The 23,888-nt window shown below is 74.7% G+C and carries 28 protein-coding genes and 1 riboswitch; of the genes, 15 read left to right on the plus strand and 13 right to left on the minus strand.

The genetic code is table 11. From position 1 onward, the window contains the following. The first annotated feature begins 135 nt into the window (after nt 1-135). Complete coding sequence (locus GA0070606_RS23005; RefSeq protein ID WP_091104087.1) at nt 136-1,314, plus strand: acyltransferase family protein; 1,179 nt, start codon at nt 136-138, stop codon at nt 1,312-1,314. Here the strand turns inward: GA0070606_RS23005 and GA0070606_RS23010 are convergent. After that, the gene (locus GA0070606_RS23010; protein WP_091104090.1) at nt 1,301-2,131 is read right to left on the minus strand and encodes a DUF4097 family beta strand repeat-containing protein; all 831 of its coding nucleotides are present in this window, start codon (nt 2,129-2,131) and stop codon (nt 1,301-1,303) included. The genes GA0070606_RS23005 and GA0070606_RS23010 overlap by 14 nt on opposite strands. A gap of 100 nt (nt 2,132-2,231) precedes the next feature. On the opposite strand from GA0070606_RS23010, the gene recO reads away from it, so the two are divergent. The 5 genes from recO to GA0070606_RS23035 all read left to right on the plus strand — a co-directional run bounded on the left by recO (nt 2,232) and on the right by GA0070606_RS23035 (nt 5,517). Further along, nucleotides 2,232-3,086, plus strand: coding sequence for a DNA repair protein RecO (gene recO / locus GA0070606_RS23015; RefSeq protein WP_091104092.1), 855 nt, complete (start codon nt 2,232-2,234; stop codon nt 3,084-3,086). 28 nt (nt 3,087-3,114) lie between these two features. Beyond that, nucleotides 3,115-3,915 (plus strand): isoprenyl transferase, encoded by an 801-nt coding sequence (locus tag GA0070606_RS23020; protein ID WP_091108057.1) that lies wholly within the window; start codon nt 3,115-3,117, stop codon nt 3,913-3,915. A gap of 64 nt (nt 3,916-3,979) precedes the next feature. Continuing rightward, nucleotides 3,980-4,165 (plus strand): hypothetical protein, encoded by a 186-nt coding sequence (locus tag GA0070606_RS23025; protein ID WP_091104095.1) that lies wholly within the window; start codon nt 3,980-3,982, stop codon nt 4,163-4,165. A 372-nt stretch (nt 4,166-4,537) separates the two neighbouring features. Beyond that, nucleotides 4,538-4,759, plus strand: a complete 222-nt coding sequence (locus GA0070606_RS23030) for a thioredoxin reductase (protein WP_091104098.1) — start codon at nt 4,538-4,540, stop codon at nt 4,757-4,759. Beyond that, a complete protein-coding gene (locus GA0070606_RS23035; protein WP_091104100.1) occupies nt 4,756-5,517 on the plus strand; it encodes a pirin family protein in 762 nt (253 codons plus the stop codon). The genes GA0070606_RS23030 and GA0070606_RS23035 overlap by 4 nt, the downstream gene beginning before the upstream one ends. Before the next feature lie 203 nt (nt 5,518-5,720). Here the strand turns inward: GA0070606_RS23035 and gndA are convergent, their stop codons facing one another. Then, complete coding sequence (gndA, locus tag GA0070606_RS23040; protein ID WP_091104103.1) at nt 5,721-7,163, minus strand: NADP-dependent phosphogluconate dehydrogenase; 1,443 nt, start codon at nt 7,161-7,163, stop codon at nt 5,721-5,723. Between the two features lie 506 nt (nt 7,164-7,669). Here gndA and GA0070606_RS23045 point away from each other — a divergent pair. Further along, entirely contained in the window at nt 7,670-7,915 is a 246-nt protein-coding gene (locus GA0070606_RS23045) for a hypothetical protein (protein ID WP_091104104.1), read from the plus strand. Nucleotides 7,916-8,097: 182 nt separating this feature from the next. Here the strand turns inward: GA0070606_RS23045 and GA0070606_RS23050 are convergent, their stop codons facing one another. The 3 genes from GA0070606_RS23050 to GA0070606_RS23060 form a co-directional block, all read right to left on the minus strand. Beyond that, nucleotides 8,098-8,898 (minus strand): energy-coupling factor transporter transmembrane component T family protein, encoded by an 801-nt coding sequence (locus GA0070606_RS23050; protein ID WP_091104107.1) that lies wholly within the window; start codon nt 8,896-8,898, stop codon nt 8,098-8,100. A 217-nt stretch (nt 8,899-9,115) separates the two neighbouring features. Then, entirely contained in the window at nt 9,116-10,531 is a 1,416-nt protein-coding gene (locus GA0070606_RS23055; protein WP_091104110.1) for an ABC transporter ATP-binding protein, read from the minus strand. A gap of 128 nt (nt 10,532-10,659) precedes the next feature. Beyond that, nucleotides 10,660-11,250: an ECF transporter S component gene (locus GA0070606_RS23060; RefSeq protein ID WP_091104113.1), complete on the minus strand. Its 591-nt coding sequence runs from the start codon at nt 11,248-11,250 to the stop codon at nt 10,660-10,662. A gap of 72 nt (nt 11,251-11,322) precedes the next feature. Further along, a riboswitch (TPP riboswitch) is annotated at nt 11,323-11,427 on the minus strand. 249 nt (nt 11,428-11,676) lie between these two features. Here GA0070606_RS23060 and GA0070606_RS23065 point away from each other — a divergent pair. From GA0070606_RS23065 to GA0070606_RS23090, 6 genes are all read left to right on the plus strand, one after another. Further along, entirely contained in the window at nt 11,677-12,618 is a 942-nt protein-coding gene (locus tag GA0070606_RS23065) for a permease (RefSeq protein WP_245724984.1), read from the plus strand. Next, nucleotides 12,615-13,517: a TIGR03943 family putative permease subunit gene (locus GA0070606_RS23070; RefSeq protein ID WP_091104119.1), complete on the plus strand. Its 903-nt coding sequence runs from the start codon at nt 12,615-12,617 to the stop codon at nt 13,515-13,517. Before GA0070606_RS23065 ends, GA0070606_RS23070 begins: the two co-directional genes overlap by 4 nt. Nucleotides 13,518-13,547: 30 nt before the next feature. Beyond that, nucleotides 13,548-14,378 (plus strand): alpha/beta fold hydrolase, encoded by an 831-nt coding sequence (locus GA0070606_RS23075; RefSeq protein WP_091104122.1) that lies wholly within the window; start codon nt 13,548-13,550, stop codon nt 14,376-14,378. Nucleotides 14,379-14,634: 256 nt separating this feature from the next. Next, nucleotides 14,635-15,384: a sugar isomerase domain-containing protein gene (locus GA0070606_RS23080; protein WP_091104125.1), complete on the plus strand. Its 750-nt coding sequence runs from the start codon at nt 14,635-14,637 to the stop codon at nt 15,382-15,384. Between the two features lie 212 nt (nt 15,385-15,596). Then, the gene (locus GA0070606_RS23085) at nt 15,597-16,100 is read left to right on the plus strand and encodes a DUF6328 family protein (protein ID WP_091104128.1); all 504 of its coding nucleotides are present in this window, start codon (nt 15,597-15,599) and stop codon (nt 16,098-16,100) included. Between the two features lie 147 nt (nt 16,101-16,247). Beyond that, the gene (locus GA0070606_RS23090; protein WP_091104131.1) at nt 16,248-18,287 is read left to right on the plus strand and encodes an acyl-CoA dehydrogenase family protein; all 2,040 of its coding nucleotides are present in this window, start codon (nt 16,248-16,250) and stop codon (nt 18,285-18,287) included. 72 nt (nt 18,288-18,359) lie between these two features. Here GA0070606_RS23090 and GA0070606_RS32650 read toward each other — a convergent pair whose 3' ends face one another. The 8 genes from GA0070606_RS32650 to GA0070606_RS23125 all read right to left on the minus strand — a co-directional run bounded on the left by GA0070606_RS32650 (nt 18,360) and on the right by GA0070606_RS23125 (nt 22,868). After that, nucleotides 18,360-18,527 carry a hypothetical protein gene (locus GA0070606_RS32650; RefSeq protein WP_176737394.1) on the minus strand — a complete coding sequence of 56 codons (168 nt, stop codon included), beginning with the start codon at nt 18,525-18,527 and terminating at the stop codon, nt 18,360-18,362. Nucleotides 18,528-18,536: 9 nt separating this feature from the next. After that, entirely contained in the window at nt 18,537-19,142 is a 606-nt protein-coding gene (locus tag GA0070606_RS23095) for a hypothetical protein (RefSeq protein ID WP_091108059.1), read from the minus strand. 69 nt (nt 19,143-19,211) lie between these two features. After that, a complete protein-coding gene (locus tag GA0070606_RS23100; protein WP_091104134.1) occupies nt 19,212-19,604 on the minus strand; it encodes a Fur family transcriptional regulator in 393 nt (130 codons plus the stop codon). Then, nucleotides 19,601-19,900, minus strand: coding sequence for an ArsR/SmtB family transcription factor (locus tag GA0070606_RS23105; protein WP_091104136.1), 300 nt, complete (start codon nt 19,898-19,900; stop codon nt 19,601-19,603). Before GA0070606_RS23105 ends, GA0070606_RS23100 begins: the two co-directional genes overlap by 4 nt. A 43-nt stretch (nt 19,901-19,943) precedes the next feature. After that, nucleotides 19,944-20,810 carry a metal ABC transporter permease gene (locus GA0070606_RS23110; RefSeq protein WP_091104139.1) on the minus strand — a complete coding sequence of 289 codons (867 nt, stop codon included), beginning with the start codon at nt 20,808-20,810 and terminating at the stop codon, nt 19,944-19,946. A gap of 1 nt (nt 20,811) precedes the next feature. Continuing rightward, nucleotides 20,812-21,573, minus strand: a complete 762-nt coding sequence (locus GA0070606_RS23115) for a metal ABC transporter ATP-binding protein (protein ID WP_091104142.1) — start codon at nt 21,571-21,573, stop codon at nt 20,812-20,814. Next, nucleotides 21,570-22,556 (minus strand): metal ABC transporter substrate-binding protein, encoded by a 987-nt coding sequence (locus GA0070606_RS23120; protein WP_091104144.1) that lies wholly within the window; start codon nt 22,554-22,556, stop codon nt 21,570-21,572. Before GA0070606_RS23120 ends, GA0070606_RS23115 begins: the two co-directional genes overlap by 4 nt. Nucleotides 22,557-22,610: 54 nt before the next feature. Then, on the minus strand, nt 22,611-22,868 hold the full coding sequence (locus GA0070606_RS23125; protein WP_091104146.1) for a hypothetical protein: 258 nt from the start codon (nt 22,866-22,868) through the stop codon (nt 22,611-22,613). A 27-nt stretch (nt 22,869-22,895) separates the two neighbouring features. On the opposite strand from GA0070606_RS23125, the gene GA0070606_RS23130 reads away from it, so the two are divergent. After that, nucleotides 22,896-23,237, plus strand: coding sequence for an antibiotic biosynthesis monooxygenase family protein (locus GA0070606_RS23130; protein ID WP_091104148.1), 342 nt, complete (start codon nt 22,896-22,898; stop codon nt 23,235-23,237). Between the two features lie 126 nt (nt 23,238-23,363). Continuing rightward, entirely contained in the window at nt 23,364-23,837 is a 474-nt protein-coding gene (locus GA0070606_RS23135) for a hypothetical protein (protein ID WP_091108061.1), read from the plus strand. Nucleotides 23,838-23,888 lie beyond the last annotated feature (51 nt).

Consider the following 23,888-nt stretch of genomic DNA (forward strand, 5'->3'; position numbering starts at 1 on the left):
GACCCGGCCGTGATCGGTACCGGTCGGCCGAATGGGACATCTCACGTTTCGTCGGGCCGCCGGCCGTTTGCCGGTGTCGCTCCGGAGGGTAGGGAAAGGAACAGCCCCCGTGCCCCCGGACATAGATGCAGGCTGATGCGAAACCGATACCTGGACCTGCTCCGCTTCCTGGCCATCGTTCGAGTCGTCGTCTACCACGTCACCGGATGGGCCACCCTGACCCTCGTCTTCCCGGCGATGTCGGTGATGTTCGCGCTGGCCGGCTCCCTGATGGCCGCCTCGCTGCACCGCTGGGGGCCGGGGGCGGTCGTCCGCCGGCTGCGGCGCCTGCTGCCGTCGCTCTGGGTGGTCGCCGCCGTCTTCGTGCCCGCCATGCTGCTCACCGGGCTGCCGTTGAGCCCGAAGGTGCTGCTCTGGCTCTTCCCCGTCGCCGACCCGCCGGCCAACGGCTGGGGCGCGATCGCGCTCAGCGTGATCTGGTACCTGCGCGACTACCTCTGGTTCGTGCTCGCCTCCCCGGTGGCCCTCTGGCTGTTCCGCCGCGCCCCGGTGCCCACGCTGGTCGCGCCGTACGCCCTGATCGCCGCGGCCGAACTGGGCCTGCTGCCGGCGCTGCCGGTGGCGCTGCACCACTTCGGGCTCTACTTCGGCGCCTGGCTGCTCGGCTTCGCCCACCAGGCGGGCATGCTGCGCCGCCTGGCCAACCGGGTGCTGGTGCCGGTCGCGCTGGCCCTCGCCGCCGCCGGTGCCGCCTGGATCGTCACCCACCCGGGCCCTCGCGGGTACGACCTGAACGACAACCCCCTGGGCAACGCCCTCTGGTCGGCGGCCTTCGTCCTCGTCCTGCTCGGCCGGGGGCCAGCGAGCGCCTCCTGGGTGGACCGCAGCGCGCTGTTCGGCCGGGTGGTGACCGTGTTCAACCGGCGGGCGCTCACCGTATACCTGTGGCACATGCCGTTCGTGGTGGCGCTCACCCCGCTGGTGGACGTGGTGGGCTGGTCGCACCAGGACCCGGTCGGCCTGGCGATCCGGGTGGCGCTGGTCTTCGCGCTGGTCGCGGTGGTGACCGCCCTGGTCGGGTGGGTCGAGGACGTGGCGGCCCGCCGACCGCCGGAGCTGATGCCCGGTGGCCCGGCCGTGGGCTCCGCCGGTCCGGGCGTGGGCTCTCGTGGCCCGGCCGTGGGCTCCGCCGGTCCGGGCGTGGGCTCTCGTGGCCCGGTGGTGGGCTCCGGCGGCCGGGTCGCGGGGCGCGCCACCGCGCCGGCGCCCCGCGTGGCCCGGGAGCCGGAGACCGTCGAGATCAGCGCTGGGTGACCGTCTGGTCGCCCCCGCCGGTGGAGAGGTCGAGCACCAGCGGGGCGGACGGATCGTGGCTCACGCCCAGCTTGGTCTCCCCGCCGTCGGCGTCGGAGCGGACCTGGTAGCGGCCCGCCGGCACGACGAGCTCGATGTCCCCGCTGGAGGTGTGCGCCCGCGCGGAGGCGGGCACGCCCAGGTCGAGCGTGATGTTGCCGGACCCCGCCTCGGCGTCCGCTCCCGCGCCGAGCCGGCGCCCGGTGATGTCGCCGGAGCCGGCCCGCAGGGTCACGGCCGCCGGGGCGTCCTCCACCTCGATGTTGCCCGAGCCGGTCCGGATGGTGACCGTGTCGCCGGCATCGGTCACCCGGACGTCGCCCGAGCCGGTCTCGGCCCGGACGGGGCCGTCGGCGCCGCTCACCCGGATGTTGCCGGACCCGAGTGTCATCTCCACCGGACCGACCTTGCTCAGGTCGACGTCGCCGGAGCCGGTCTCGCCCTTCACGGCAACGCCCTCCGGGGCGATGACCTCGTAGGAGACGCTGCAGTCGTTGCCGCAGTCCGTGTCCAGCACCAGCTCGGAGCCCGTCACCTCGTACGTCGCGTCGGGCTGGCCTCCGTGGTAGCGCACCACCCGCTTGATCCGCACCTCGCCCGGCACGCCGATGGCGCGGACGGTGATGTCACCGGCCCCCGGCAGCACCCGCACGGTGCTGATCCGGACCGCCTCGGTGCTGTCGTAGTCGAGCCGGCGGGAGGCCAGGTTGTCGCACCCGGCGGAGACGATCAGGGTGGCGGCCACGGCGATCGTCGCGGCGGTCCGGTGGAGAGCCATGCGAGCACGCTACGAGGCGGCGTGAGCGCCGCGCATCGGGGTTCTCCGCGCGTCCACCCCGAGCCGACCCTGATTTCGCACCCCGAGAGAGAATGGTCCGATGCCCGGTTACCGCCGACAGCTCTACCGCGACGACGCGGTGGTCCTGCGTGTGCAGAAGCTCGGCGAGTCCGACCGGATCATCACCCTGCTCACCCGCCGGCACGGCCGGCTGCGGGCCGTGGCCCGGGGGATCCGCCGCACCACCAGCAAGTTCGGCGCCCGGCTGGAGCCGTTCGGGCACGTCGACCTCCAGCTCGCCGGCGACCCGAAGGGCAACCAGGGCAGCTCGCTGCACACGGTCAGCCAGGTCGAGGGCATCGACCTCTACGGCAAGCGGTTTTTCGGCGACTATCCCCGCTACACGGCCGCCAGCGCGATCGCCGAGACAGCCGAGCGGCTCACCCCCGTCGAGCGGGAGCCGTCGCTGCGGCTGTTCCAGCTGACCCTGGGCGCGCTGCGGGCGCTCTCCGACGGCAGCCACGACACCACGTTGGTGCTCGACGCGTACCTGCTGCGCGGGATGACCCTCGCGGGCTGGGCGCCGGCGTTGACCGCCTGCGCCGTCTGCGGCACGCCCGGGCGGCACCGGGCGTTCTCCGTGCCGGCCGGGGGCGCGGTCTGCCCGGACTGCCGGCCCCCCGGCGCGGCCCACCCCGCCCCGGCCACCATCGACCTGATGTCCGCGCTGACCACCGGCGACTGGCGGGTCGCCGACGCCACCGAGACCGGCGTACGCCGGGAGTGCAGCGGCCTCGTCGCGGCGCACCTGCAGTGGCACCTCGAACGCGCGCTACGCTCGCTGCCGCTGGTCGACCGGGGTGCCCCGACGCCCGGCCCGGTCCCGCCGCCGGGCGGTGGCGCGGCCGGCCCGGTCCCGCCGCCCCGTGGCGTCGGGCCGGAGCGGACGGCGTGAGCAGGGAGAGAAGCGAGTGATCCGATCGATGAGGGCCGGCCGGCGCGAGCCGGTGCCGCCGACGCCGCACCCGTCGGGCGCCCGGCCGCCTGCGCTGCCCGCCGAGGCGGTGCCGCGGCACGTCGCCGTGGTGATGGACGGCAACGGCCGGTGGGCCAAGGAACGCGGGCTGCCCCGCACCAAGGGCCACGAGGCGGGGGAGTTCTCCCTCTTCGACACGATCGAGGGCGCCATCGAGCTGGGCATCCCCTACCTCTCGGCGTACGCCTTCTCCACCGAGAACTGGCGGCGCTCGCCCGACGAGGTCCGCTTCCTGATGGGCTTCAACCGGGACGTCATCCGCCGCCGCCGCGACCAGCTGGTCGACCTCGGGGTGCGGGTGGTCTGGTCCGGGCGCGCCGGGCGGCTCTGGAAGAGCGTCATCTCCGAGCTGCAGACGGCGGAGGAGATGTCGCGGGGAAACTCGACGCTGACCCTCCAGTTCTGCGTCAACTACGGCGGGCAGGCCGAGATCGCCGATGCCGCCGCCGCCATCGCCCGCGACGCGGCCGCGGGCCGGCTCGACCCGGCGAAGGTCACCGAGAAGACGGTGGCGAAGTACCTCTACCACCCGGAGGTCCCCGAGGTGGACCTGTTCCTGCGCCCCTCCGGGGAGCAGCGGATCTCCAACTACCTGCTCTGGCAGACCGCGTACGCCGAACTGGTGTTCCTCGACACGCTGTGGCCCGACTTCGACCGCCGGCACCTCTGGTACGCCTGCGAGCTGTACGCCCAGCGGGACCGTCGCTTCGGCGGCGCGCTGCCCAATCCGGTCGCCCCGCCGACCTGAGGCTTACCGCCCCGCCGCGCGGGGTACCACCTCGGTCAGCAGCCACTGACGGAGGTGAACCCACATGATCCAGAAGCGTATCGCCCAGTGGGCGCTGATGGCGGTCGCGGTGCCGCTGGCGGCGGCCGGCGCGCGTCGACTCAGCCACACGCTGGAGGCCCGCCGCGGCCCGTCCGGGGTGAGCCGCCTGCTCAACAAGGGCGCCGACATGCTCCGCCCGCAGAAGGCGAAGCGCCGCCGCTTCTTCTGACGCCTCGCCGGTCAGCGTCGCCGCGCGCGACGCTGACCGCGCCCCATCCCGATCACCGGCCCACCCCTCCGCCGTGACCCGCCCGGCGATGGTGCGGGTTGTGCCGTCCGCGACGGCTCCCGGGGCGGGATGCGCCCGCCCGGCGATCGTGCGGGTTGCGCCGCCCGCGGCGGCCCCCCGTGGCGAGATCCCCAGCCCAGCGATCGCGCGGTCTTGCGGCTTGGCCCTGTGCCGGAACGCTCCGCCAGCCGCTCGGGCGCGGTCGCGTGCTGGGCCGGTGTTCGCGGTTTGGACGCGGGGGACCGGGGCGCGGTGCCTAGGATCGGGAAGCGGGGCGGACGCCCCGGGCCGCGTCGAGCCTCGGGGGTGGGGATGCGGGATCTCCGGCACAAGATGATCATGGCGTTGAGCGCCGCCGACCTCGGCGACCCGATCTGCGAGCAGGCGGCCGAGATCTGCGCCGAGATCGCCGAGCAGCACTGCCAGGAGCTCGGCCACGCGCCACGGCTGCGCTCCGGCGAGATCGCCGAACTGGCCACGGGCGAGCCGGCGCTCACCTGGGCGCCCACCGACACCGGGCAGCGAGCCTGGTGACGGCTCCCGCGCCGGCCGTCGACGTCCGACGGGCCGCCGACCGCTTCGCCACCCGCATCTCCTGGCTCGACTCGAAGCACTCCTTCTCGTTCTCGCGGCACTACGACCCGGCCAACACCCACCACGGTCTGCTGCTGGTCAACAACGACGACGTGGTCCGGCCGGGCGCCGGCTTCGAGACGCATCCCCACCAGGACATGGAGATCGTCACCTGGGTGCTGCGCGGGTCGTTGGTGCACCAGGACTCGACCGGTCACTCCGGGGTGATCTACCCGGGGCTGGCGCAGCGGATGAGCGCCGGGAGCGGCATCCTGCACTCCGAGAAGAACGACTCCTGGCGGCTCGACGGCCGCGACCCGCACACCGACCCCGTGCACTTCGTGCAGATGTGGGTGCTGCCGGACGAACAGGGCGTCGACCCCGGGTACGAGCAGCTCGAGATCGACGACCGGCTCCTGCGCGGCGCCCTGGTGCCCGTGGCCTCCGGAATGGAACGCCACGACGGGGCCGCGGCGATCCGAATCCGCAACCGCCTCGCCGCCCTGCACGCCGCCCGCCTCGAACCCGGCGACGCGGTGGATCTGCCCGACGCGCCCTTCGTCCACCTGTACGTGCCGACCGGCGCGGTCGCCTTGGAGGGCAGCGGTCCGCTCGGCACCGGCGACGCCGCCCGGCTCACCATGACGGGCGGGCGACGAGTCACCGCCACCGAGCCGGCCGAGATCCTGGTCTGGGAGATGCACGCCACCCTCGCCTGACCCCCGCCCCCTCCGCGCCCCCGCACCCTCCCGCGATCTTGCACTTTCGGCCCCCGTGACGCGGCCTTTGCGGTCATTCACGGGGCAGAAACTGCAAGATCGCGGGCGGTGGGTATCGCGGGGGTGGCGGGGTGGTGGGGCTGGGCCGGCGAGGCTGGTGGGGGCGGTAGGGAGGGGGGCGGCAGGGAGGGGGGGCGGGCGGGTCAGGGTTGGACTTCGGTGCGGTCGGCGGCCCAGCGGGTGTGGAAGGTGCCGTCGCGGTCCACGCGGTGGTAGGTGTGCGCGCCGAAGTTGTCCCGCAGCCCCTGGATCAGCGCCGCCGGGAGCCGCTCCGCGCGCAGCGCGTCGAAGTACGCGAGCGACGAGGCGAACGCCGGCGCCGGCACCCCGGCCCGGGCCGCGTCGGCGACGACCCGCCGCCAGCTCGGCACGCCGTCGTCGACCGTGTCGGCGAACCACGGCGCGACCAGCAGCGTCGGCAGCTCCGGCTGCTCGTCGTACGCCTGCCGGATGCGGTCGAGGAAGCGGGCCCGGATGATGCAGCCGCCCCGCCAGATCGTCGCGGTGCCGCCCAGGTCGATGCCCCAGTCGTACTCCCGGGAGCCGGCGCGGATGTGGTCGAAGCCCTGCGCGTACGCGACGATCTTGGAGGCGAGCAGCGCGCGCCGCACGTCCTCGACGAACGTCTCCCGGTCGCCGACCTGCCACCTCTCGCCCGCGTCCGGGAACGCCCGGCGCGCCGCCGCGCGCTGGTCGGCGTGCCCGGACAGCGACCGGGCGAAGGTCGCCTCGGCGATGCCGGTGATCGGGATGCCGAGGTCGAGGGCGCTCTGCACCGTCCACCGGCCGGTGCCCTTCTGCTCGGCGCGGTCCAGCACGACGTCCACGAACGCCCGCCCGGTGGCCGCGTCGGTGTGCGCCAGCACGTCCGCGGTGATCTCGATGAGGAAGGACTCCAACTCGCCGGAGTTCCAGCCACGGAAGATCTCCGCGATCTCCGCCGGCTCCGCCGACAGCCCGGCCCGCAGCAGGTCGTACGCCTCGGCGATGAGCTGCATGTCGGCGTACTCGATGCCGTTGTGCACCATCTTGACGAAGTGCCCGGCCCCGTCCGGCCCGATGTGCCGGCAGCACGGCACCCCGTCCACCTGCGCGGCGATCTTCTCGAAGATCGGGCCGAGCTTGCGGTACGACTCCGCGGAGCCGCCGGGCATGATGCTCGGGCCGTGCAGCGCGCCCTCCTCGCCCCCGGAGACACCGGTGCCGACGAAGTGCAGCCCGTGGCTCCGCAGCGCCTCCTCCCGTCGGCGGGTGTCGGCGAAGTGCGCGTTGCCGCAGTCGACGACGATGTCGCCGGAGTCGAGCAGCGGGACCAACTCGTCGATCACGGCGTCGGTGGGGCCGCCCGCCTTGACCATCACGATCACCGCCCGGGGCCGCTCCAGCGCGGCGACGAAGTCGGCCATCGACTCGGCCGGCAGGAACCGCCCCTCGTCGCCGTGCTCGTCGACCAGGCTGCGGGTGCGCTCCGGCGAGCGGTTGTGCACCGCCACGGTGAAGCCGTTGCGGGCCAGGTTCCGGGCCAGGTTGCGGCCCATCACCGCCAGCCCGGTCACGCCGATCTGCGCCGTCGCCCGCTCGGCCATCCGTCCGCCGCCCTCCCGCCGCCGGCCGCCACTCGCCGGTGAGCGGCATGCCGGGCTCCCACGACACCTGTCGCTGCGACCGTATCGCGGCGCGCGGCGGGTGCGAGGCCGTGTTCGGCAGCCGTCACCGCCGCGTGGCGTACCGCGTCGGGCCCGCTCCCGTACGGAGGGAGGCACCGCCAACGGGCCCGTGTCGGTGATTCGCGCCCGCACGGCGGTGCCGTCAATTCGCGTGCGCGCGGCGGTGCCGGTCGGTTAGTGTGTGGGCATGCGTAACTGACGCCCCACCTCCGAGCCGGCCCGCCGCTCCTGCGGCGCGGTCCGCTTGCTCCCGGGCGTCCGCATTCCCACCTGCCGCCGACGCGGCGGTGTCCTTCCAGGTCGCACCCGGGGAGCAGTCCCTTTCCGTTCGACCGTCGCAGCCCGACGGTCGCCCAACGACGTGGGCACCCGTACACCGGACGTAGCGCCGGGCCGGGACGGCCCACAGACCGAGGAGGCACCGGATGCCCGCCAGGCGTAACCCGAAGAAGTCCCGTACCAACCAGCCCGTGCCGTCCGTCGCGGACCTGACGCCGGTCAACCTCGACGAGGTGGCGGTCGCGCAGGTCACGCCGGCTGTGCCGGCGCTGCCTGCCGCCCGGCCGGCGGCGCCGAAGGCCGGCCCGCCGGTCGCCGGTGCCGTCCGCGCCGGCGGATCGCGCGGCCAGCGGGCCGGCCAGGCCCGCCGCTACGCCTTCCGGCGTAGCTGACAGGGCCCGCCGGGTGGGGTCGCCGCGGCGATCCCACCCGGCCCGAAACGCCTGTCCGGGACGGCCCGGACGGCCCGGCCGGTCTGAACGGCCTGGCCGGCCCGGCCGGCCCGGACGGTCCGGTCCGTCTGGACGGCACGGAAGGCCCGGCCGACGGAGATCGGGGCGCTCGCCGGCGCGCCTCAGCCGATCAGCGGGCGGAAGGTGCCGAGGAGCACGCTGACCGTCAGCGCCGCCCCGGCGAGCGCCGCGGCTGCGGCGATCAGCAGCGCGTCGGCGGCGACGAAGCGCTGCCGGCGGGCGACAGTGCGCGGGGTGCCGGCGTCGAAGCCCCGGGCGTCCATCGCCACGGCCAGCCGGGTACCCCGGCGGATCGCGCCGACCAGCAGCGCGAACGCAGTCGAGGCGAACAGCCGCAGCTTCGCCAGCGGGCTGCGTCCCGCCTCCACCCCTCGGGCGCGGCGGGCCATGGAGATCATCTGCCACTCCTGGCCGAGCAGCGGCACCAGCCGGAACGCCGCCAGCGCCCCGATGGCGAAGCGGGCGGGCGCCTTCGCGTTCTGGACCAGGGCGTCGGCCAGGTCGGTCGGGTCGGTGGTGGCGAACACGATCACGCCGGGCAGCGCCACGGCGAACATGCGCAGCACCAGGCCGAGCGCGGTGAGCAGCACCCCGGAGGTGACCACCGCCGGACCGGCCTCGACCAGCACCCGGCCGGAGCGCTCGGCCGCGAAGAGCACAAGCGTCACCACGATGCCGACCGCGCCGACGAGCAGCGGCAGCGCCCGCCGGGCCAGCACCCGGAGGCGAACGCCGAACAGCGGCAGCACGGCCAGTTCGACGGCGATCGCGATCGCCGGGGCCACCGGGTCCAGGGTGGCGATCAGGATGAACGAGAACACCAGCGCCGCGGCGAGCTTCGCCACCGGGTTGCGCCGGGCCAGCGGCGCGTCCGGGGTGGCGACCGGCTCCAGACTGATCACGACGACTCCCGACGAGCGGGCCGGCCATGGTGCGAGGCCGAGTTGGGGCTGGTGAGGGCTGTTCCCTGGCGACGGGCCGCTCGGGAACCGGGATCGGTCGACGGGCCGGTCACGGCCGGCCTGGGGGCGAGCGCCGTTCGGGGGCCGGGGTCGGTCGGCAGACCGGTCACGGCCGGTCCGGGGCGAGGCACCGCCCGGGTGCCGGTGCGTGGGCCGGTCACGGCCGGTCCAGGGTCAGGCGCCGGTCCGCCAGGGCGGCGACGAACTCCGCGTCGTGGGTGACGGCGACGAGGCCGTGCCCGGCGTCGCGCAGCTCGGCGAAGAGGTCCACCAGCTCCAGCCAGGTCCGCCGGTCCTGGCCGAAGGTCGGTTCGTCGCAGACGAGCAGGCGGGGCGCGGTGGCCAGGGCCGTCGCCACGCTCAGCCGCCGCGCCTCCCCGCCCGAGAGGGTGTACGGGTTGGCCGCGGCGAGTTTCGTCAACCGCAGTCGGGACAGTAGCGCGTCCACGGTGGAGCGGACCGCCGCCTCGGGCTGGCCGGTGCGGCGCGGGCCGAGGGCCAGCTCGTCGAAGACGGTGTTGGTGACGAACTGGTGCTCCGGGTCCTGGAAGACCGAGCCGATCCGGCGGGCCAGCGCCGGGGCGCGCCAGCGGTGCGGGGGAGTGCGGGCGTCGGCGCCGGCCAGTGCCGCCGTCGCCGCGACCCGCCCGACGCCCGGCTTCAGCAGCCCGCCGAGCAGCAGCGCGAGGGTGGACTTCCCGGCCCCGTTCGGGCCCAGCACGGCGAGCGCCTCGCCGGCGCGTACGGTCAGGTCGACGGCGGCCAGCCGGGGCGGCAGGCCGAGCCGGTCGGCGGTGAGCAGCACGTCGCCGGCCGGGGCGGTCGCGTGTCGGGGCGGTACGGGCCGGCCGGGCACCCAGACGCCCTCCGCGGCGAGCGCGTCGCCGTGCGCGCCGAAGACGGCCTCGGGCGGGCCGTCCGCGCGGACGCCGCCGCCGGGTTCGAGCACGACCACCCGGTCGACCAGCGGCAGCGCCTCGGCGACCCGGTGCTCGACCAGGATCAGGGTGGTGTCGGCGTCCAGGGCGCCGGCCACCGCCGCCCGGATCAGCGCGGCGCCGGTCGGGTCCAGGTTGGCGGTCGGCTCGTCGAGCAGCAGCAGCCCCGGCCGCAGGGCCAGCACGCCGGCCAGGGCGAGTCGCTGCTGCTCGCCGCCGGAGAGGGCGGCGGTGGGCCGGTCCCGGTGGTAGGGGAAGCCGACCCGGGTCAGCGCCTCGTCGACGCGCGGCCAGATCTCCTCGGCGGGCACCCCGCGGTTCTCCAGCCCGAACGCCACGTCGTCGCCGCTGCGGGCCATCACGAGCTGGGTCTCCGGGTCCTGGAAGACGATGCCCACCCGCTCCCGGCCCTTGCGGGGGTCGAGGCCGTCGATCTCGACGGTGCCCTCCTGCTCGCCCGAGTCCTCGGGTAGCAGCCCGGCCAGCGCGGCGAGCAGCGTGCTCTTGCCGGCCCCCGACGGCCCGAGCAGCAGCACCCGCTCGCCCAACTCGACGCGCAGGTCGACCCCGCGCACCGCCCAGGCCCGGCGCCCGGCGTGCCGCCACCCGAACCCCCGCAGCGTCACCGCCCCCACGCCGCCCTCCTTCCCGCCTGCCCACAGGCGTTGATCATGACGTTGTCGTCATCCGGTGCGGCGTGTCGCGGCGATAACGTCATGATCAACGCGGCCGGGTCCGTGGGTGGGGGTGGGGTGGGGTGGGGTTAGATCAGGGGGCGGTCGCGGGCGGCGGGGAAGCGGTCCAGGGCGCCCGTGGTGGCCAGGGCGCGGGTCAGGGCCCAGCCGCCGGCGCCGGCGACGATCGTCGCGCTGACGACGGTGAGCAGGGCGTACGGGATGCGGTAGCTGCCGAGCGCGTAGTCGACGTTCCAGACGAAGAAGTCGAACAGCGCCGCGCCCAGGCCGGTCAGCGCGCCGGCGAGCAGCGCGGTGGGCAGCCGGAACGAGCGGTACCGGAACGCGGCGAACGCCAACTCGGCGCCCAGCCCCTGGATCAGGCCCTGGACGATGGTGATGCCGCCCCACTCCGAGCCGAGCAGCGCGGAGACCGTCGCGGCCACCGCCTCGCAGAAGAGCGCCGCCCCGGGCTTGCGGACCACCAGGCCGCCGAGCACGGCGGGAACCAGCCACACGCCGTACATGATCGCCTGACCGGCCGGGAAGAAGGCGAACGCGGGGTCGACGGCCCGCCACAGCAGGCCCCAGGCCCAGAAGATGACGCCGAACGCCACCGCGATCACCGCGGCGACGACGACGTCGAGTGTGCGCCACCGGGTGGTGGTGTCGTCTCGCATGGTTGCTCCCAGTCCTGAACGCGAACCAGGAGAAGACGCACGCCGCGCCCGGAGGTGCCGGACGTCGACGCGGCTGGAGGTCGACCGAACTCCCTGCGCTGGCATTACCCAGATCAGGTTCGAGGGTCTGCGGGCGTGCCCGCACTCTCAGCGCTGTGCGCTCCCCTGTCGGATGTGAAGTTGTCGCGCCGACGCTAACACCTTCGAAGATCATCGGGCAAAGTGATCTTTCCGCAGGTCATCAGCGCGTTCTGTCGACCCCGTCGATTCCGGCCGGTAGTCTCGGGCGGCCACTGGCGGGACCGGCAGAGGGACGCGTACGTGACATCCGAGGTTGACCGTGGTGCCCGGGAGGGCGGGGCGGTCGGCGGGGCCCCGCCGGACGTACCGCCGAACGAACCGGCGGACGGCGACGGACCCTGGCGCATCGGGTCGGTCGAGGTGCTCGCCGGCCTGCTGGTCCTGCTCGTCGTCCTCCGGGAGCCGCTCGCCCGAGCCCTCTCCACGCCCCGGCTGCAGACCTGGACCACCGTCTTCGTCTCGGTGCTGGTGCAGGCGGTGCCGTTCCTGGTCTTCGGCGTGGTCCTCTCCGCGGTGATCGCGGTCTTCGTGCCGCGGTCGTTCTGGGCCCGGGCGCTGCCGCGCCACCCCGCGCTGGCGGTGCCGGTCGCGAGCGCGGCCGGCGTGGTGCTGCCCGGCTGCGAGTGCGGCTCGGTGCCGATCGCCGGGTCGCTGATCCGGCGCGGGGTCACGCCGGCGGCCGCGCTGGCCTTCCTGCTCGCCGCTCCGGCCGTCAACCCGATCGTGCTCACCGCCACCGCGGTGGCCTTCCCCGGCGACCCGGAGATGGTGGTCGGCCGCGCGGTGGCGAGCCTCGTCGTCGCGATGGTCATGGGCTGGCTCTGGTTGCGGCTCGGCCGGGCCGAGTGGATCCGGCTGCCGCGCCGGCCCGAGCTGGACGACGGCTCCCGTGGACGGGCGTTCTGGGCGGCGGTCCGGCACGACGTCACGCACGCCGGCGGGTTCCTGGTGATCGGCGCGGCGGCCGCCGCCACCATCAACGTCGTCGTGCCCGAGCGCTGGTTGCAGACCCTCGCCGACGACCCGGTCCTCTCCGTGCTCGCGCTGGCCGGGCTCGCGGTGCTGCTCTCCCTCTGCTCCGAGGCCGACGCCTTCGTCGCCGCCTCCCTGTCGCAGTTCTCGCTGACCTCCCGACTGGTCTTCCTGGTGGTGGGGCCGATGGTCGACCTCAAGCTCATCGCGATGCAGGCCGGCGTCTTCGGCCGGCGGTTCGCGCTGCGGTTCGCCCCGGCCACCCTCGCCGTGGCCGTGGCGGTCGCCGCCGCGACCGGGGCGGTGCTGCTGTGAACCGGCAGGCGCAGGCCGTCGTCCTGCTGCTGCTCGGTGGCGCGGTGGTCCGGGCCGGCCTCACCGACCTGCACCTGCGCTACGTCAAGGAGGGGCTGCGTCCGTTCCTGGTCGCCGCCGGCCTGCTGCTGGTGGTCGCCGCGGTGATGACCCTCTGGTACGAGCTGCGTCCGCTCCTGCGGCGCACCGACGCGCCCCCGGCCACCCCCGCCGGGTCCGCCGACCACGACGAGCACTCCGCCGGCCGCGCCGACCACGACGCGCGCGATGCCGGCCGGGCGTACGATGCCGGCCGCGCCGACCACGACGCGCGCGATGCCGGCCGGGCGTACGACGCCGGCCGCGCCGACCGGGATGCCGCCAGCGTCGACCACGATTACGGGCACGACGGGCACGGGCACGAGCCGCGGGTCGGCTGGTTGCTGATCCTGCCGGTGCTGGGCCTGCTCCTGGTCGCCCCGCCGGCCCTCGGGTCGTACGCGGCCGGGCAGGCCGGCACCGCGCTGTCCGACCGGCAGCAGCCCTCCGACTACCCGCCCCTGCCCGACGGCGACCCGGCGCAGGTCACCGTGCTCGACTACGCCTCCCGGGCGCTGTTCGACCGGGGCACCTCGATCGGGCAGCGCCGGGTCCGGCTGACCGGCTTCGTCACCACCGGCCCCGACGGCCGGCCGCTGCTGGCCCGCATCGTGCTCTCCTGCTGCGCCGCCGACGGGCGGCCGGTCAAGCTGGGCCTGACCGGCGCGGTGCCCGAAGGGCTCGCCGACGACACCTGGATCGAGGTGACGGGCCGCTACAGCGACCGGATCGCCCGCGACCCGGTCAACGACGCCGAGATCCCCTACCTCGACGTGGAGTCCTGGCGGCAGGTGCCCGTGCCCCGACGCCAGTACGAGTGACGCGCGCCCGCCCTGGGTAGGCTGGCGATCATGCGGATCGACGCCCGGGGGTTCACGTTCGACGTACGCGTCGGCGGTCCGGCCGGCGGCGCGCCCGTCCTGCTGCTGCACGGCTTCCCCCAGCACGGCGGCGAGTGGGACGACGTGGTCCCGTACCTGCACACCGCCGGCCTGCGCACGTACGCGCTCGACCAGCGCGGCTACTCGCCGGACGCGCGGCCCGAGGCGGTCGAGGCGTACCGGCTGCCGGAGCTGGTGGCCGACGCGGCGGCCGTGCTGGACGCCCTCGACGTCGACGCGGCGCACCTGGTGGGGCACGACTGGGGCGCGATGGTGGCCTGGGACCTGGCCGCCCGTCACCCGCAGCGGGTCCGCACCCTGACCGCGGTCTCCGTGCCGCACCCCGCCGCGATGGCGCACGCGCTGGCCGAGGACCCGGGGCAGAAGGCCCGCTCGGCCTACATCGCGCTGTTCCGCAAGCCGGGCAAGGCGGAGAAGGCGCTGCTGGCGTTGGGCGCGACGGGGCTGCGCCGGATGCTGCACGGGGTGGGCGACGACGAGCGGGTGGCGACGTACGCCGACCCGATGCGCCGGCCCGGCGCGCTCACGGCCGCGCTGAACTGGTACCGCGCGATGTCCCGCCGCGACATGGCGGCCACCGGGCCGGTGCGGGTGCCGACCACCTTCGTGTGGAGCGACCGCGACATCGCGATCGGCCGGACGGCCGCCGAGGCGTGCGCCGGGCAGGTGAGCGCCGACTACCGTTTCGTCGAGCTGCCCGGGATGAGCCACTGGATTCCCGACGAGGCGCCCGCGCCGCTGGCCGAGGCGATCCTGGCCCGGGCGCTCGGCCCGGCCTGACCGGGGCGCGGCGGCGCCCGGCCGGTGGTGAGCGGGAACGGGACGACGGACGACCGGTGGCCGGGCGGCCGGCGAGGGGCCGACGCCAGACCGGCGCCCGGTGGCCGGTGAGGGACCGACGACCGGTGGCCGGCCCGGCGTCCGGTGGCCGGGCAGCCGGTGAGCGACGACGACCGGTGGCCGGGCAGCCGGTGAGGGACCGACGACCGGTGCCCCGGGCAGCCGGTGGTGGACCGACGACATGGACGGAGGAGACATGACGGTGAGCGCCGAGGACTACCTGACCGTGGTGACGGACACGATGCGGCGGGTGGCCGCCAGCCAGCGTGAGGCGGTGGGGCGGGCCGCCGACCTGATCGCCGACGCCGTGCGCGCCGACGGGGTCGTGCACGCGTTCGGCACCGGCCACTCCGAGGCCCTGGCCATGGAGATCGCGGGCCGGGCCGGCGGGCTGGTGCCGACCAACCGGATCGCGCTGCGGGACCTGGTGCTGGTCGGCGGCGCGCCGTCCGACGTGCTCGGGCCGCTGCTGGAGCGCGATCCGTCGGTGGCGCACCGCCTCTACGAGCTGGCCCCGGTGGGCCCCCGGGACGTGTTCGTGCTCGCCTCCAACTCCGGCGTCAACGGCGCGATGGTGGAGTTCGCGTCCCTGGTCAAGGAGAAGGGCCACGGGCTGGTCGCGATCACCTCGGCGCAGCACTCCGGGCAGATGACGTCCCGCCACCCGTCGGGGCGCAAGCTCGCCGACTTCGCCGACGTGGTGCTCGACAACGGCGCCCCGTACGGCGACGCCACGCTGCCGCTGCCCGGCGGCGGCGCGGTCGGCGCGGTCTCCTCCATCACCGCGGCGCTGCTGGCGCAGCAGATCACGGTCGAGGTGGTGGCCCGGCTGCTGGCCGCGGGGGAGCGGCCCCCGGTCTACCTGTCGGCCAACATCGCGGGCGGCGACGAGCACAACAACGCCCTGGAGGCCCGGTACGCCGGCCGGATCCGTCGCGGCTCCTGACCCGGCGGGCCGCCCGGCGGCGACCGTACGCCGGGGCAGCCCCGGCGGTGACTGTTCGGCGGGTCGCCCCGGCGGTGACCGTTCGCCGGGTCGCCCGGCGGCGGCCGTGCACCGGCGACGTGAGTCGGTTTCGCGGCAGCGCCGGTGGGGCATCAGCGTTGCTGCCGACGGGCCACCCCCCGTCGGCAGTACCGTCTGACCGGAGGTAGCCCGTGTCCAAGGAAACCGAGCGGCAACGCTGGCAGCGCAACTTCGCCGACCTGTTGCAGGAGCTGCGGGTCGCCCAGACGGGTGTGCAGATCCTGTTCGCCTTCCTGCTCACCCTGCCGTTCAGCAACGGGTTCACGCGTACGAGCGGTTTCCAGAAGGACGTCTACATCGTCGCGCTGCTCGCCGCCGCCGCGGCGACCGCGATGATCATCTCGCCGGTGGCGTTCCACCGGGCCCTGTTCCGTCAGGGCCGCAAGCCGGAGCTGGTCCGGTTCGCCCACCGCATGGCCAGCGGCGGTCTCGCGTTCATGCTGATCTCGATGGTCAGCGCGGTGCTGCTGATCACCGACTTCGTGCTGGACCGGGCCGTCGCGCTGGTGCTCAGCGGCGTCACCGGCCTCTGGTTCCTCACCTTCTGGGTGTTCCTGCCGTTCGCCCGGCGCAACTGGGGCGAGGACGACCTCGACGACGAGGACGACGACCCGCGCAGCCTCCCCGGCGACTGACGGGACGCCGCGCGGCCGGCGACCGGCCCCGCCGCCCGTCGACGCAACTCGATCTTTACGGAGCGCTACCCCTGGGTAACACCCGGGGGTAGCGTGCTGTTTGTCGAGCACGTCGACGCAGCCGGACCGAGGTTCGAGGGGGCAGCCGTGACCACGACGCAGAACAGCCGACCCACGCCGGACGGATCCGGCGCCGACCAGCCCGGGGCGACCGCCGCCGGTGACGCGGCCCCGGCCGCCGCCGAGGAGGCGTCGACGGCCGGCACGACCGGGCCGCTGCCGAAGGAGGCGGGACAGGTCTCCGAGAAGGAGGCCCGCCAGGTCGCCGAGGCGGCCCGGGAGTCCTCCTGGGACCGGCCCAGCTTCGGCAAGGAACTCTTCCTCGGCCGCTTCCGGCTCGACCTGATCAACCCCTGGCCGCGCTCCGACGCGGCGGACGTCGCCCGGGCCGACGACTTCCTCGGCCGGTTCCGCGACTTCCTCACCTCCGAGGTGGACGGTGCGGCGATCGAGCGGGACGCGTCCATCCCGGACGAGGTGTTCCACGGCCTGGCCCGGCTCGGCGCGTTCGGCATGAAGATCGACCGGTCGTACGGCGGGCTCGGGCTGAGCAACCTGCACTACTGCCGGGCCCTCATGCTGGCCGGCTCGGTCAGCCCGGCGATCGGCGCGCTGCTGTCGGCGCACCAGTCCATCGGGGTGCCGCAGCCGCTGAAGATGTTCGGCACCGCCGAGCAGAAGCAGCGCTTCCTGCCCCGGCTCGCCGCCGGCGAGGTGTCGGCGTTCCTGCTCACCGAGCCGGACGTCGGCTCCGACCCGGCCCGGCTGGCCACCACCGCCGAGCCGACGCCCGACGGCACCGGCTACCGGCTCAACGGAGTCAAGCTCTGGGCCACCAACGGCACGGTCGCCACCCTGCTCGTGGTGATGGCCCGGGTCCCCGCCGCCGAGGGGCGGCGCGGTGGGATCACCGCCTTCGTCGTCGAGGGCGACAGCGAGGGCATCACCGTCGAACGACGCAACGCCTTCGTCGGCCTGCGCGGCCTGGAGAACAGCCTCACCCGCTTCCACGACGTCTTCGTACCCAACGAGAACGTCATCGGCGGGGAGGGCAAGGGGCTGAAGATCGCGCTGACCACCCTCAACACCGGGCGGCTGTCGCTGCCGGCCATGTGCGTGGGCGCGGGAAAGTGGGCGCTGAACGTGGCCCGGGAGTGGGCCGCCGACCGGGTGCAGTGGGGCCGGCCTGTCGGCGAGCACGAGGCGGTGGCCCAGAAGCTCTCCTTCATCGCCGCCACCACGTACGGCATGGAGACCATGCTCGACCTCTGCTGCCTGCTGGCCGACGACGACCGCAACGACATCCGGATCGAGGCGGCGCTGGTCAAGCTCTACGCCAGCGAGATGGCCTGGAAGATCGCCGACGAGCTGATCCAGATCCGGGGCGGTCGCGGCTACGAGACGGCCGACTCCCTCGCGGCGCGGGGCGAGCGCCCGGCGGCCGTCGAGCAGTTGCTGCGCGACCTGCGGATCAACCGGATCTTCGAGGGCTCGACCGAGATCATGCACCTGCTGATCGCCCGGGAGGCGGTCGACGCGCACCTCTCCGTCGCCGGCGACATCATCGACCCGGACGCCGGGCTCGGCCGCAAGGCGCGCGCCGGCGCACGGGCCGGCGCCTTCTACGCGAAGTGGCTGCCCACCCTCGCCGTCGGCAAGGGCCAGCGCCCCTCGGCGTACGCCGAGTTCGGCCCGCTCGCCGGCCACCTGCGGCAGGTCGAGCGCGCCTCGCGCAAGCTGGCCCGCTCGACGTTCTACGCGATGTCGCGCTGGCAGGGAAGGATGGAGCGCAAGCAGGCGTTCCTCGGCCGGGTGGTGGACATCGGCGCGGAGCTGTTCGCGATGTCCGCCGTCTGCGTGCGCGCCTACGCCGAGCGGGACACCCGGCCGGAGAACGTCGAGCTGGCCGACCTCTTCTGCCGGCAGGCCCGGGTCCGCGTCGACGCGCTCTTCACCGCCCTGTGGGACAACACCGACTCGGTCGACGTGGCCGCCGCGAAGCGGATCCTGGCCGGGCGCTACGCCGGCCTGGAGGACGGCGTGATCACCCCGGCCGACGAGCTGCCGTGGGTGGCGCGCTGGTCGCCCGGCCCGTCCACCGCCGCCGACGTCCGCCGCCGGGTGTGAGCGGGGCAGGTCGTCCCACCGGGTGACGCCCCGGTGCCGGGCCGGGCGCGCAGCCGGCCCGGCACCGGCGGGTCAGCGGGCGATCCCCCAGGCCAGGACCGCCGCGAGGATCAGCCCGTTGAGCACGGCCAGCCACAGGTGCGCCGCCGGCGGGATCTTGCGACCCTTGCGGAGGAAGATGACCAGGACGGCGGCGTAGACGAGCAGCAGGACGGCGATGCCGACGAGGAAGTAGAACACCCGACGACCCTATCGGCCGCCCCGCAGGCCGAGTTGGCGCAGCTCCAGTGCGGCGAGCGCGTCGACCGTGGCGTCGTCGCCGCGTCGCCACGCCTCGGCCACGTCGGGCGCGATCCGGGTCAGCCGCCCCAGCGGCTGGGTGGCCAGCGCCCGCAGGGCGAGCAGGTCCCGGCCGGCAGGCGCGCCGGCCAGCCTGGCGGCGGAGGAGGCCCGGCGCACCCAGCGCACCCGCAGCGGCAGCCAGCCGAAGAGGACGAGGCCGAGTGGGAAGACCAGCACGGCCACGGCCAGCGCGAGGGCGAGCTGGTCGACCAGCTCCTGCTGGTCCCGGCCGGCCTCGGCGAGCGACCGGGCGGCGCCGGCGGCCCGCTGGAACGGGGCGGTCAGCTCGTCGCCCACCAGCGGCACCCGGCCGACCTTGCCGCCGGCCTCGGCCAGGTTGTCGGCGAGGCCGCCGCCGGCCCCCTCCAGCTTCTGCCCGGGTACGGCGAGCTTCTGGACGAGGTCGTGCAGCCAGAGCGCGCCGCGGACCGCGGCGTACACCCAGACGACGACGAGCAGGTCGGTGATCAGCTGTCGGACGGCGGTGGGGAAGCGATCAGCGTAGATCTTCACGCCGGACAGCGTGCCACGCCCCGCCGCCGTCGGCATCGGTCGCGAGGAGCGGGCCGGCGCCGGGAGGGGTCAGCCGGCGCAGGCCGGGCAGGTGCCGAAGATCTCCAGGGTGTGGCTGACGTCGGCGTAGCCGTGCTGCGCGGCCACCCGCTCCGCCCAGTTCTCCACCGCGGGCCCGGCCACCTCCACCGTGCGCCCGCAGCCGCGGCAGACCAGGTGGTGGTGGTGCCCCTCGCTGCACCGGCGGTAGAGGTGCTCGCCGCCCGGCGGGCGCATCACGTCGATCTCGCCCGCGTCGGCCAGGCCCTGAAGGGTGCGGTAGACGGTGGTGAGGCCGACGCGCTCGCCGCGTTCGCGCAGCATCGCGTGCAGCTCCTGGGCGCTGTGGAAGCCCTCCACCTCGCCCAGCAGCGCGCTGACGGCCGAGCGCTGCCGGGTGTTGCGGACCGCGGAACTCGTCATGACCCCTCCCCGGCGTGGCTGACCGCGTCGGCCACGATGTGCGCGACGTGCTCGTCGACGAGGGCGTACGCGATCTCCCGCCCCCGTCGTGAGCCGCGCACCACGCCGGCGCCCCGCAGCACCCGCAGGTGCTGGGAGACCAGCGGCTGCGCGGCCCCGAGCTTGTCGACCAGTTCGTGCACGCAGCGCTCGCCCTCGGCGAGCTCGCTGACGATGGCCAGCCGGATCGGCGCCGACAGGGCCCGCAGCAGCTCGCTGGCTCCCTCGAAGGCGTCGTAGCCTGATCCACCGGTCACCCAGTAACGGTAACCAATCCCACCGGCACGCCGCTGAGCAGGATCAGTGGAGCACGACCTCGTGCGGTTCGGGGGTCGGGGCGGCGGCCGGCACGCGCCGCCGGCGCACCGCCCGCCAGCCCGCGCCGAGCATCGCGACGACCGCGAACGAGGCGATCGCCATCAGCACCACCGACGCGCCGGGGGCGGTGTCGGCGTTGGCGGCGACCCAGACCCCGGAGCCGGCGGCGAAGAGACCGAGCGTCATGGCCGCCGCCATCGTGCTGCGGAACCCGCGCGTCACCTGCTGCGCCGTGGCCACCGGCACCACCATCAGCGCGCTGATCAGCAGCACGCCGACCGCCCGCATGGCGATCGTCACGGTGACCGCGGTCGCCACGGCGAGCAGCAGGTTGAGCGTACGCACCGGCAGCCCGGAGACCCGGGCGTACTCCTCGTCGTGGCAGACCGCGAAGAGCGCGGGACGCAGCCCCAGCATGGTGACCAGGATCGCGCCGCCGAGCACCGCGATGGTGACCAGGTCGCCCGTGGCGATGGTGCTCAACGATCCGAAGAGGTAGGAGTTGAGGCTGGAGCTGGTGCTGTCGGAGAGCCCCACCAGCATCACGCCGCCGGCTATGCCGCCGTAGAAGAGCAGGGCCAGCGCCAGGTCGCCGGAGGTGCGGCCGCGCGCGCGGACCACCTCGATGGTGATCGCGCCGACGGTCGCCACGACCACCGCGACCAGCACGGGGGACCGGTTGAGCAGCAGGCCCGCGCCGACGCCGGTGAGCGCCACGTGCCCGACCCCGTCGCCGATCAGCGCGAGCCGCCGCTGCACCAGGTAGATGCCGAGCGCCGGGGCGGCCAGGCCGATGACCAGCGCGCCGATCAGGGCGCGCTGCATGTAGGGGTACTGGAAGAGTTCCATCTCAGCTGCTCCACAGCCCGGCGGGCTCGTCGGGACCGTGCGGGTGCACGTGGTCGTGGTCCGGCTCCGCGTGGTGGCCGGCGGGCTCCGGCACCGCGCCGTCGTGGCAGATCCCACCCTGGTGTACGACGACCGCCCGGCTGATCAACGGTCGCAGCGGCCCGAGTTCGTGGGCGACCAGCAGCACCGTGCCGCCGTCGGCCACGAAGTCGCGCAGCGCCCCGGCGAACGCCTCCTGGCTGGCCGCGTCCACGCCGGCGGTCGGCTCGTCGAGGACGAGCAGTTCCGGCTGGCCGGCCAGCGCCCGGGCGATCAGGGTGCGCTGCTGCTGCCCCCCGGAGAGGGTGGCGACCGGGTCGCGGGCCCGGTCGGCGAGCCCGACGGACTCCAGTGCCGCGTCGACGGCGGCCCGGTCGGCCCGCCCGGGCGGGCGCAGGACGCCCCGGCGCGCCAGCCGGCCGGAGGCCACCACCTCGCGGACGGTGGCCGGTACGCCGCTGCCGGCACCGAGGCGCTGCGGGACGTACCCGATCCGGTGCCACTGCCGGAAGCGGCGCAGCGGGCGGTCGAAGAGGGTGACCGACCCGGAGCTGAGCGGCACCAGGCCGAGCGCGGCGCGGATCAGCGTGGACTTGCCGGAGCCGTTGGCGCCGAGCACCGCGACCACCTCGCCGGCGGTCACGGTCAGGGAGACGTCACGCAGCACGGGGCGGCCGTCGTAGCCGACCACCCCGTGCGCGACGGTGATGACTGGGGTTGTCACGAGCAGCTCAACGCCGTCCTCAGGGTCGCAAGGTTGGTGCGCATCACCGAAAGGTAGTCGCCGCCGCCGGGCGTCAGCCCCTCCAGGGGGTCCAGCACGGCGGTCTTCGCGCCGACCTCCTTGGCGATCGTCTCGGCCACCTTCGGGCTGACCAGCGTCTCGAAGAAGATCGTGGTGGCCTTGTGCTCCCGGGCCTCCTCGATCACCTCGGCGAGGCGCTGCGGGGCGGGCTCGTTCTCCGGGCTGAGCCCGGTGATGCCGATCTGCTCCAGCTGGTAGCGCTCGGTGAGGTAGCCGAAGGCGGTGTGGCTGACCACGATCTCCCGCCGCTGGCAGGTCTTCAGCCCGGTCGTGAACTCGGCGTCCAGCTTCTCCAGCTCGGTACGCAGCGTCCTGGCGCGGGCGGTGTAGTCGGCTGCCCGGTCCGGGTCGGCCTGGCCGAGCCGCTCGGCGAGCTTGTCGCCGACCGTGGCCAGGCGGGTCGGGTCCAGCCAGAGGTGCGGGTCCTTGGCGCCGTCCTTCTCGTGGCCGGGCTCCTCGGCCTTGGCCGACTCCTCGGGGTGGGCGTGCTCCTCGCCCTCGTGGTCGTGGTCGTGGCCGCCCGCGGCGGCGTCCATCAGCGGCTGCACGGTCGACACGTCGAATGCGCGCTCCTTGGCGTTCTGCTCGACGGCCTCGTCCAGCGCCGGCTGGAAGCCCTTGAGCAGGACGACCAGCTCCGCCTCGGCGACCTGGCCCACCTGGCCCGGGTTCAGCTCCAGGTCGTGCGGCTCCGCCCCGGGCTTGACCAGATTGGTCACATTCACCGCGTCGCCGCCGATGCGCTCGGCGAGGAACTGCAACGGGTAGAAGGCCGCCACCACGTCGACCCGCTGCGGGTCGGCGCCGGCGGTGCCGTCGTCGGAGCAGGCCGTGACACCGCCCAGGGCGAGCAGGGCGGCGGTGGCGGCGGCGAGGGCGCGCGGGGCGGGGCGGATGTTCATGACATGAACCTTCCGCGACAACGACAATGATTGTCAAAAACGCATGCTTGCATGTCAGAGCAGCTTCACCAGGCCCGCGGTCACCAGCAGGGTGAGCACCACCAGCCGGATCACCCGGGTCGGCGCGGTCTGCACCGCCCAGGTGGTGACCAGCAGCGCGGCGACGGCCGCGGCGAGCAGCAGGGTGAGCAGGCCGCCGACCGCTCCGGGGGTGAAGAACGCGACCAGCGCCAGCACCAGGGTGACCAGGAACACCGTCGTCGGGTTCGCCCGGGCCAACCGGGCCGGCAACCGGCTCTGCGTACGCTGCATCCCACAGACTCTACGAGGAGGAACCCGGTGCTGGTGACCAACCGGTTCGTGGTCGACGTCGATGTCGCCGACGGCTTCACCGAGCGGGCGCACGCCGCCCTCGCCGCGCTCGCGGCCCGCCCCGGTTACCTGCGCGGGCAACTGGTCCGGGCGCTGGACGACCCGCGGCACTGGTGCCTGGTCACCGAGTGGGAGTCCGTCGGCGCCTACCGGCGCGCCCTCGGCGGCTTCGACGTCAAGGTCACAGCGGTGCCGCTGCTCGCCGAGTCGGTCGACGAGCCGTCCGCCTACGAGGCGCTCGCCGCCGCCGCCCCGGGTGGGGACGTGGTCGTGACGGCGAGCGATCGGGCCGCTGGTCCGTACCGCTGAGCCGGCGGCCACTAGATTGCTCTCATGACCGCTCCCGGATCGGCGGCACCGCCGCCGCACTCGTCGCTGCCCGGCCAGGAGGGGGCGCAGCCGCCCGGCGTGCCCGTCCCGCCGGCGGATCCGGGCGTGCCCGTCCCGCCGGCCGGCCCCGGGGTGGCCCCGCCGTTCGCGGCGCCGCCCACCGAGGGGCGCAACACCCGGCTCTGGCTGGGGCTGGGCGCCGGGGCGCTCGCCGTGCTGCTCTGCTGCGGCGGTGGCGGCGCGGCCGTCGTGGGCCTGGTGGTGACCGGGGTGCAGGCCGTCCGGGAGCAGGGGCACACCGTCTCCACCGACTACTACCAGGCGCTTGTCGAACGGAAGTACGGCGCCGCGTACGACCAGCTCTGCGACGACGCGCAGCGCCGCGAGTCGCGTGGGGAGTTCGAGCGTCGGGTCGCCGCCGAGCCGCAGATCTCGGCGTTCCGGGTGGGCGAGGTGGACGCCACGACCCTGACCGTCCCGGTGGACGTGACCTACACCGGCGGCCGGCAGGACCGGCAGGAGGTCGTCCTCGGGCAGGACCGGGAGACCGGCGGCATGGAGGTGTGCGGGGTCAACTGACCCGCCCCCGGTATTCTGCTGGGCTCGGGGCGGTGCTGGTCGTACCGTTGT

Origin of the sequence: Micromonospora citrea (assembly GCF_900090315.1) — a bacterium.
Classification (GTDB): domain Bacteria; phylum Actinomycetota; class Actinomycetes; order Mycobacteriales; family Micromonosporaceae; genus Micromonospora; species Micromonospora citrea.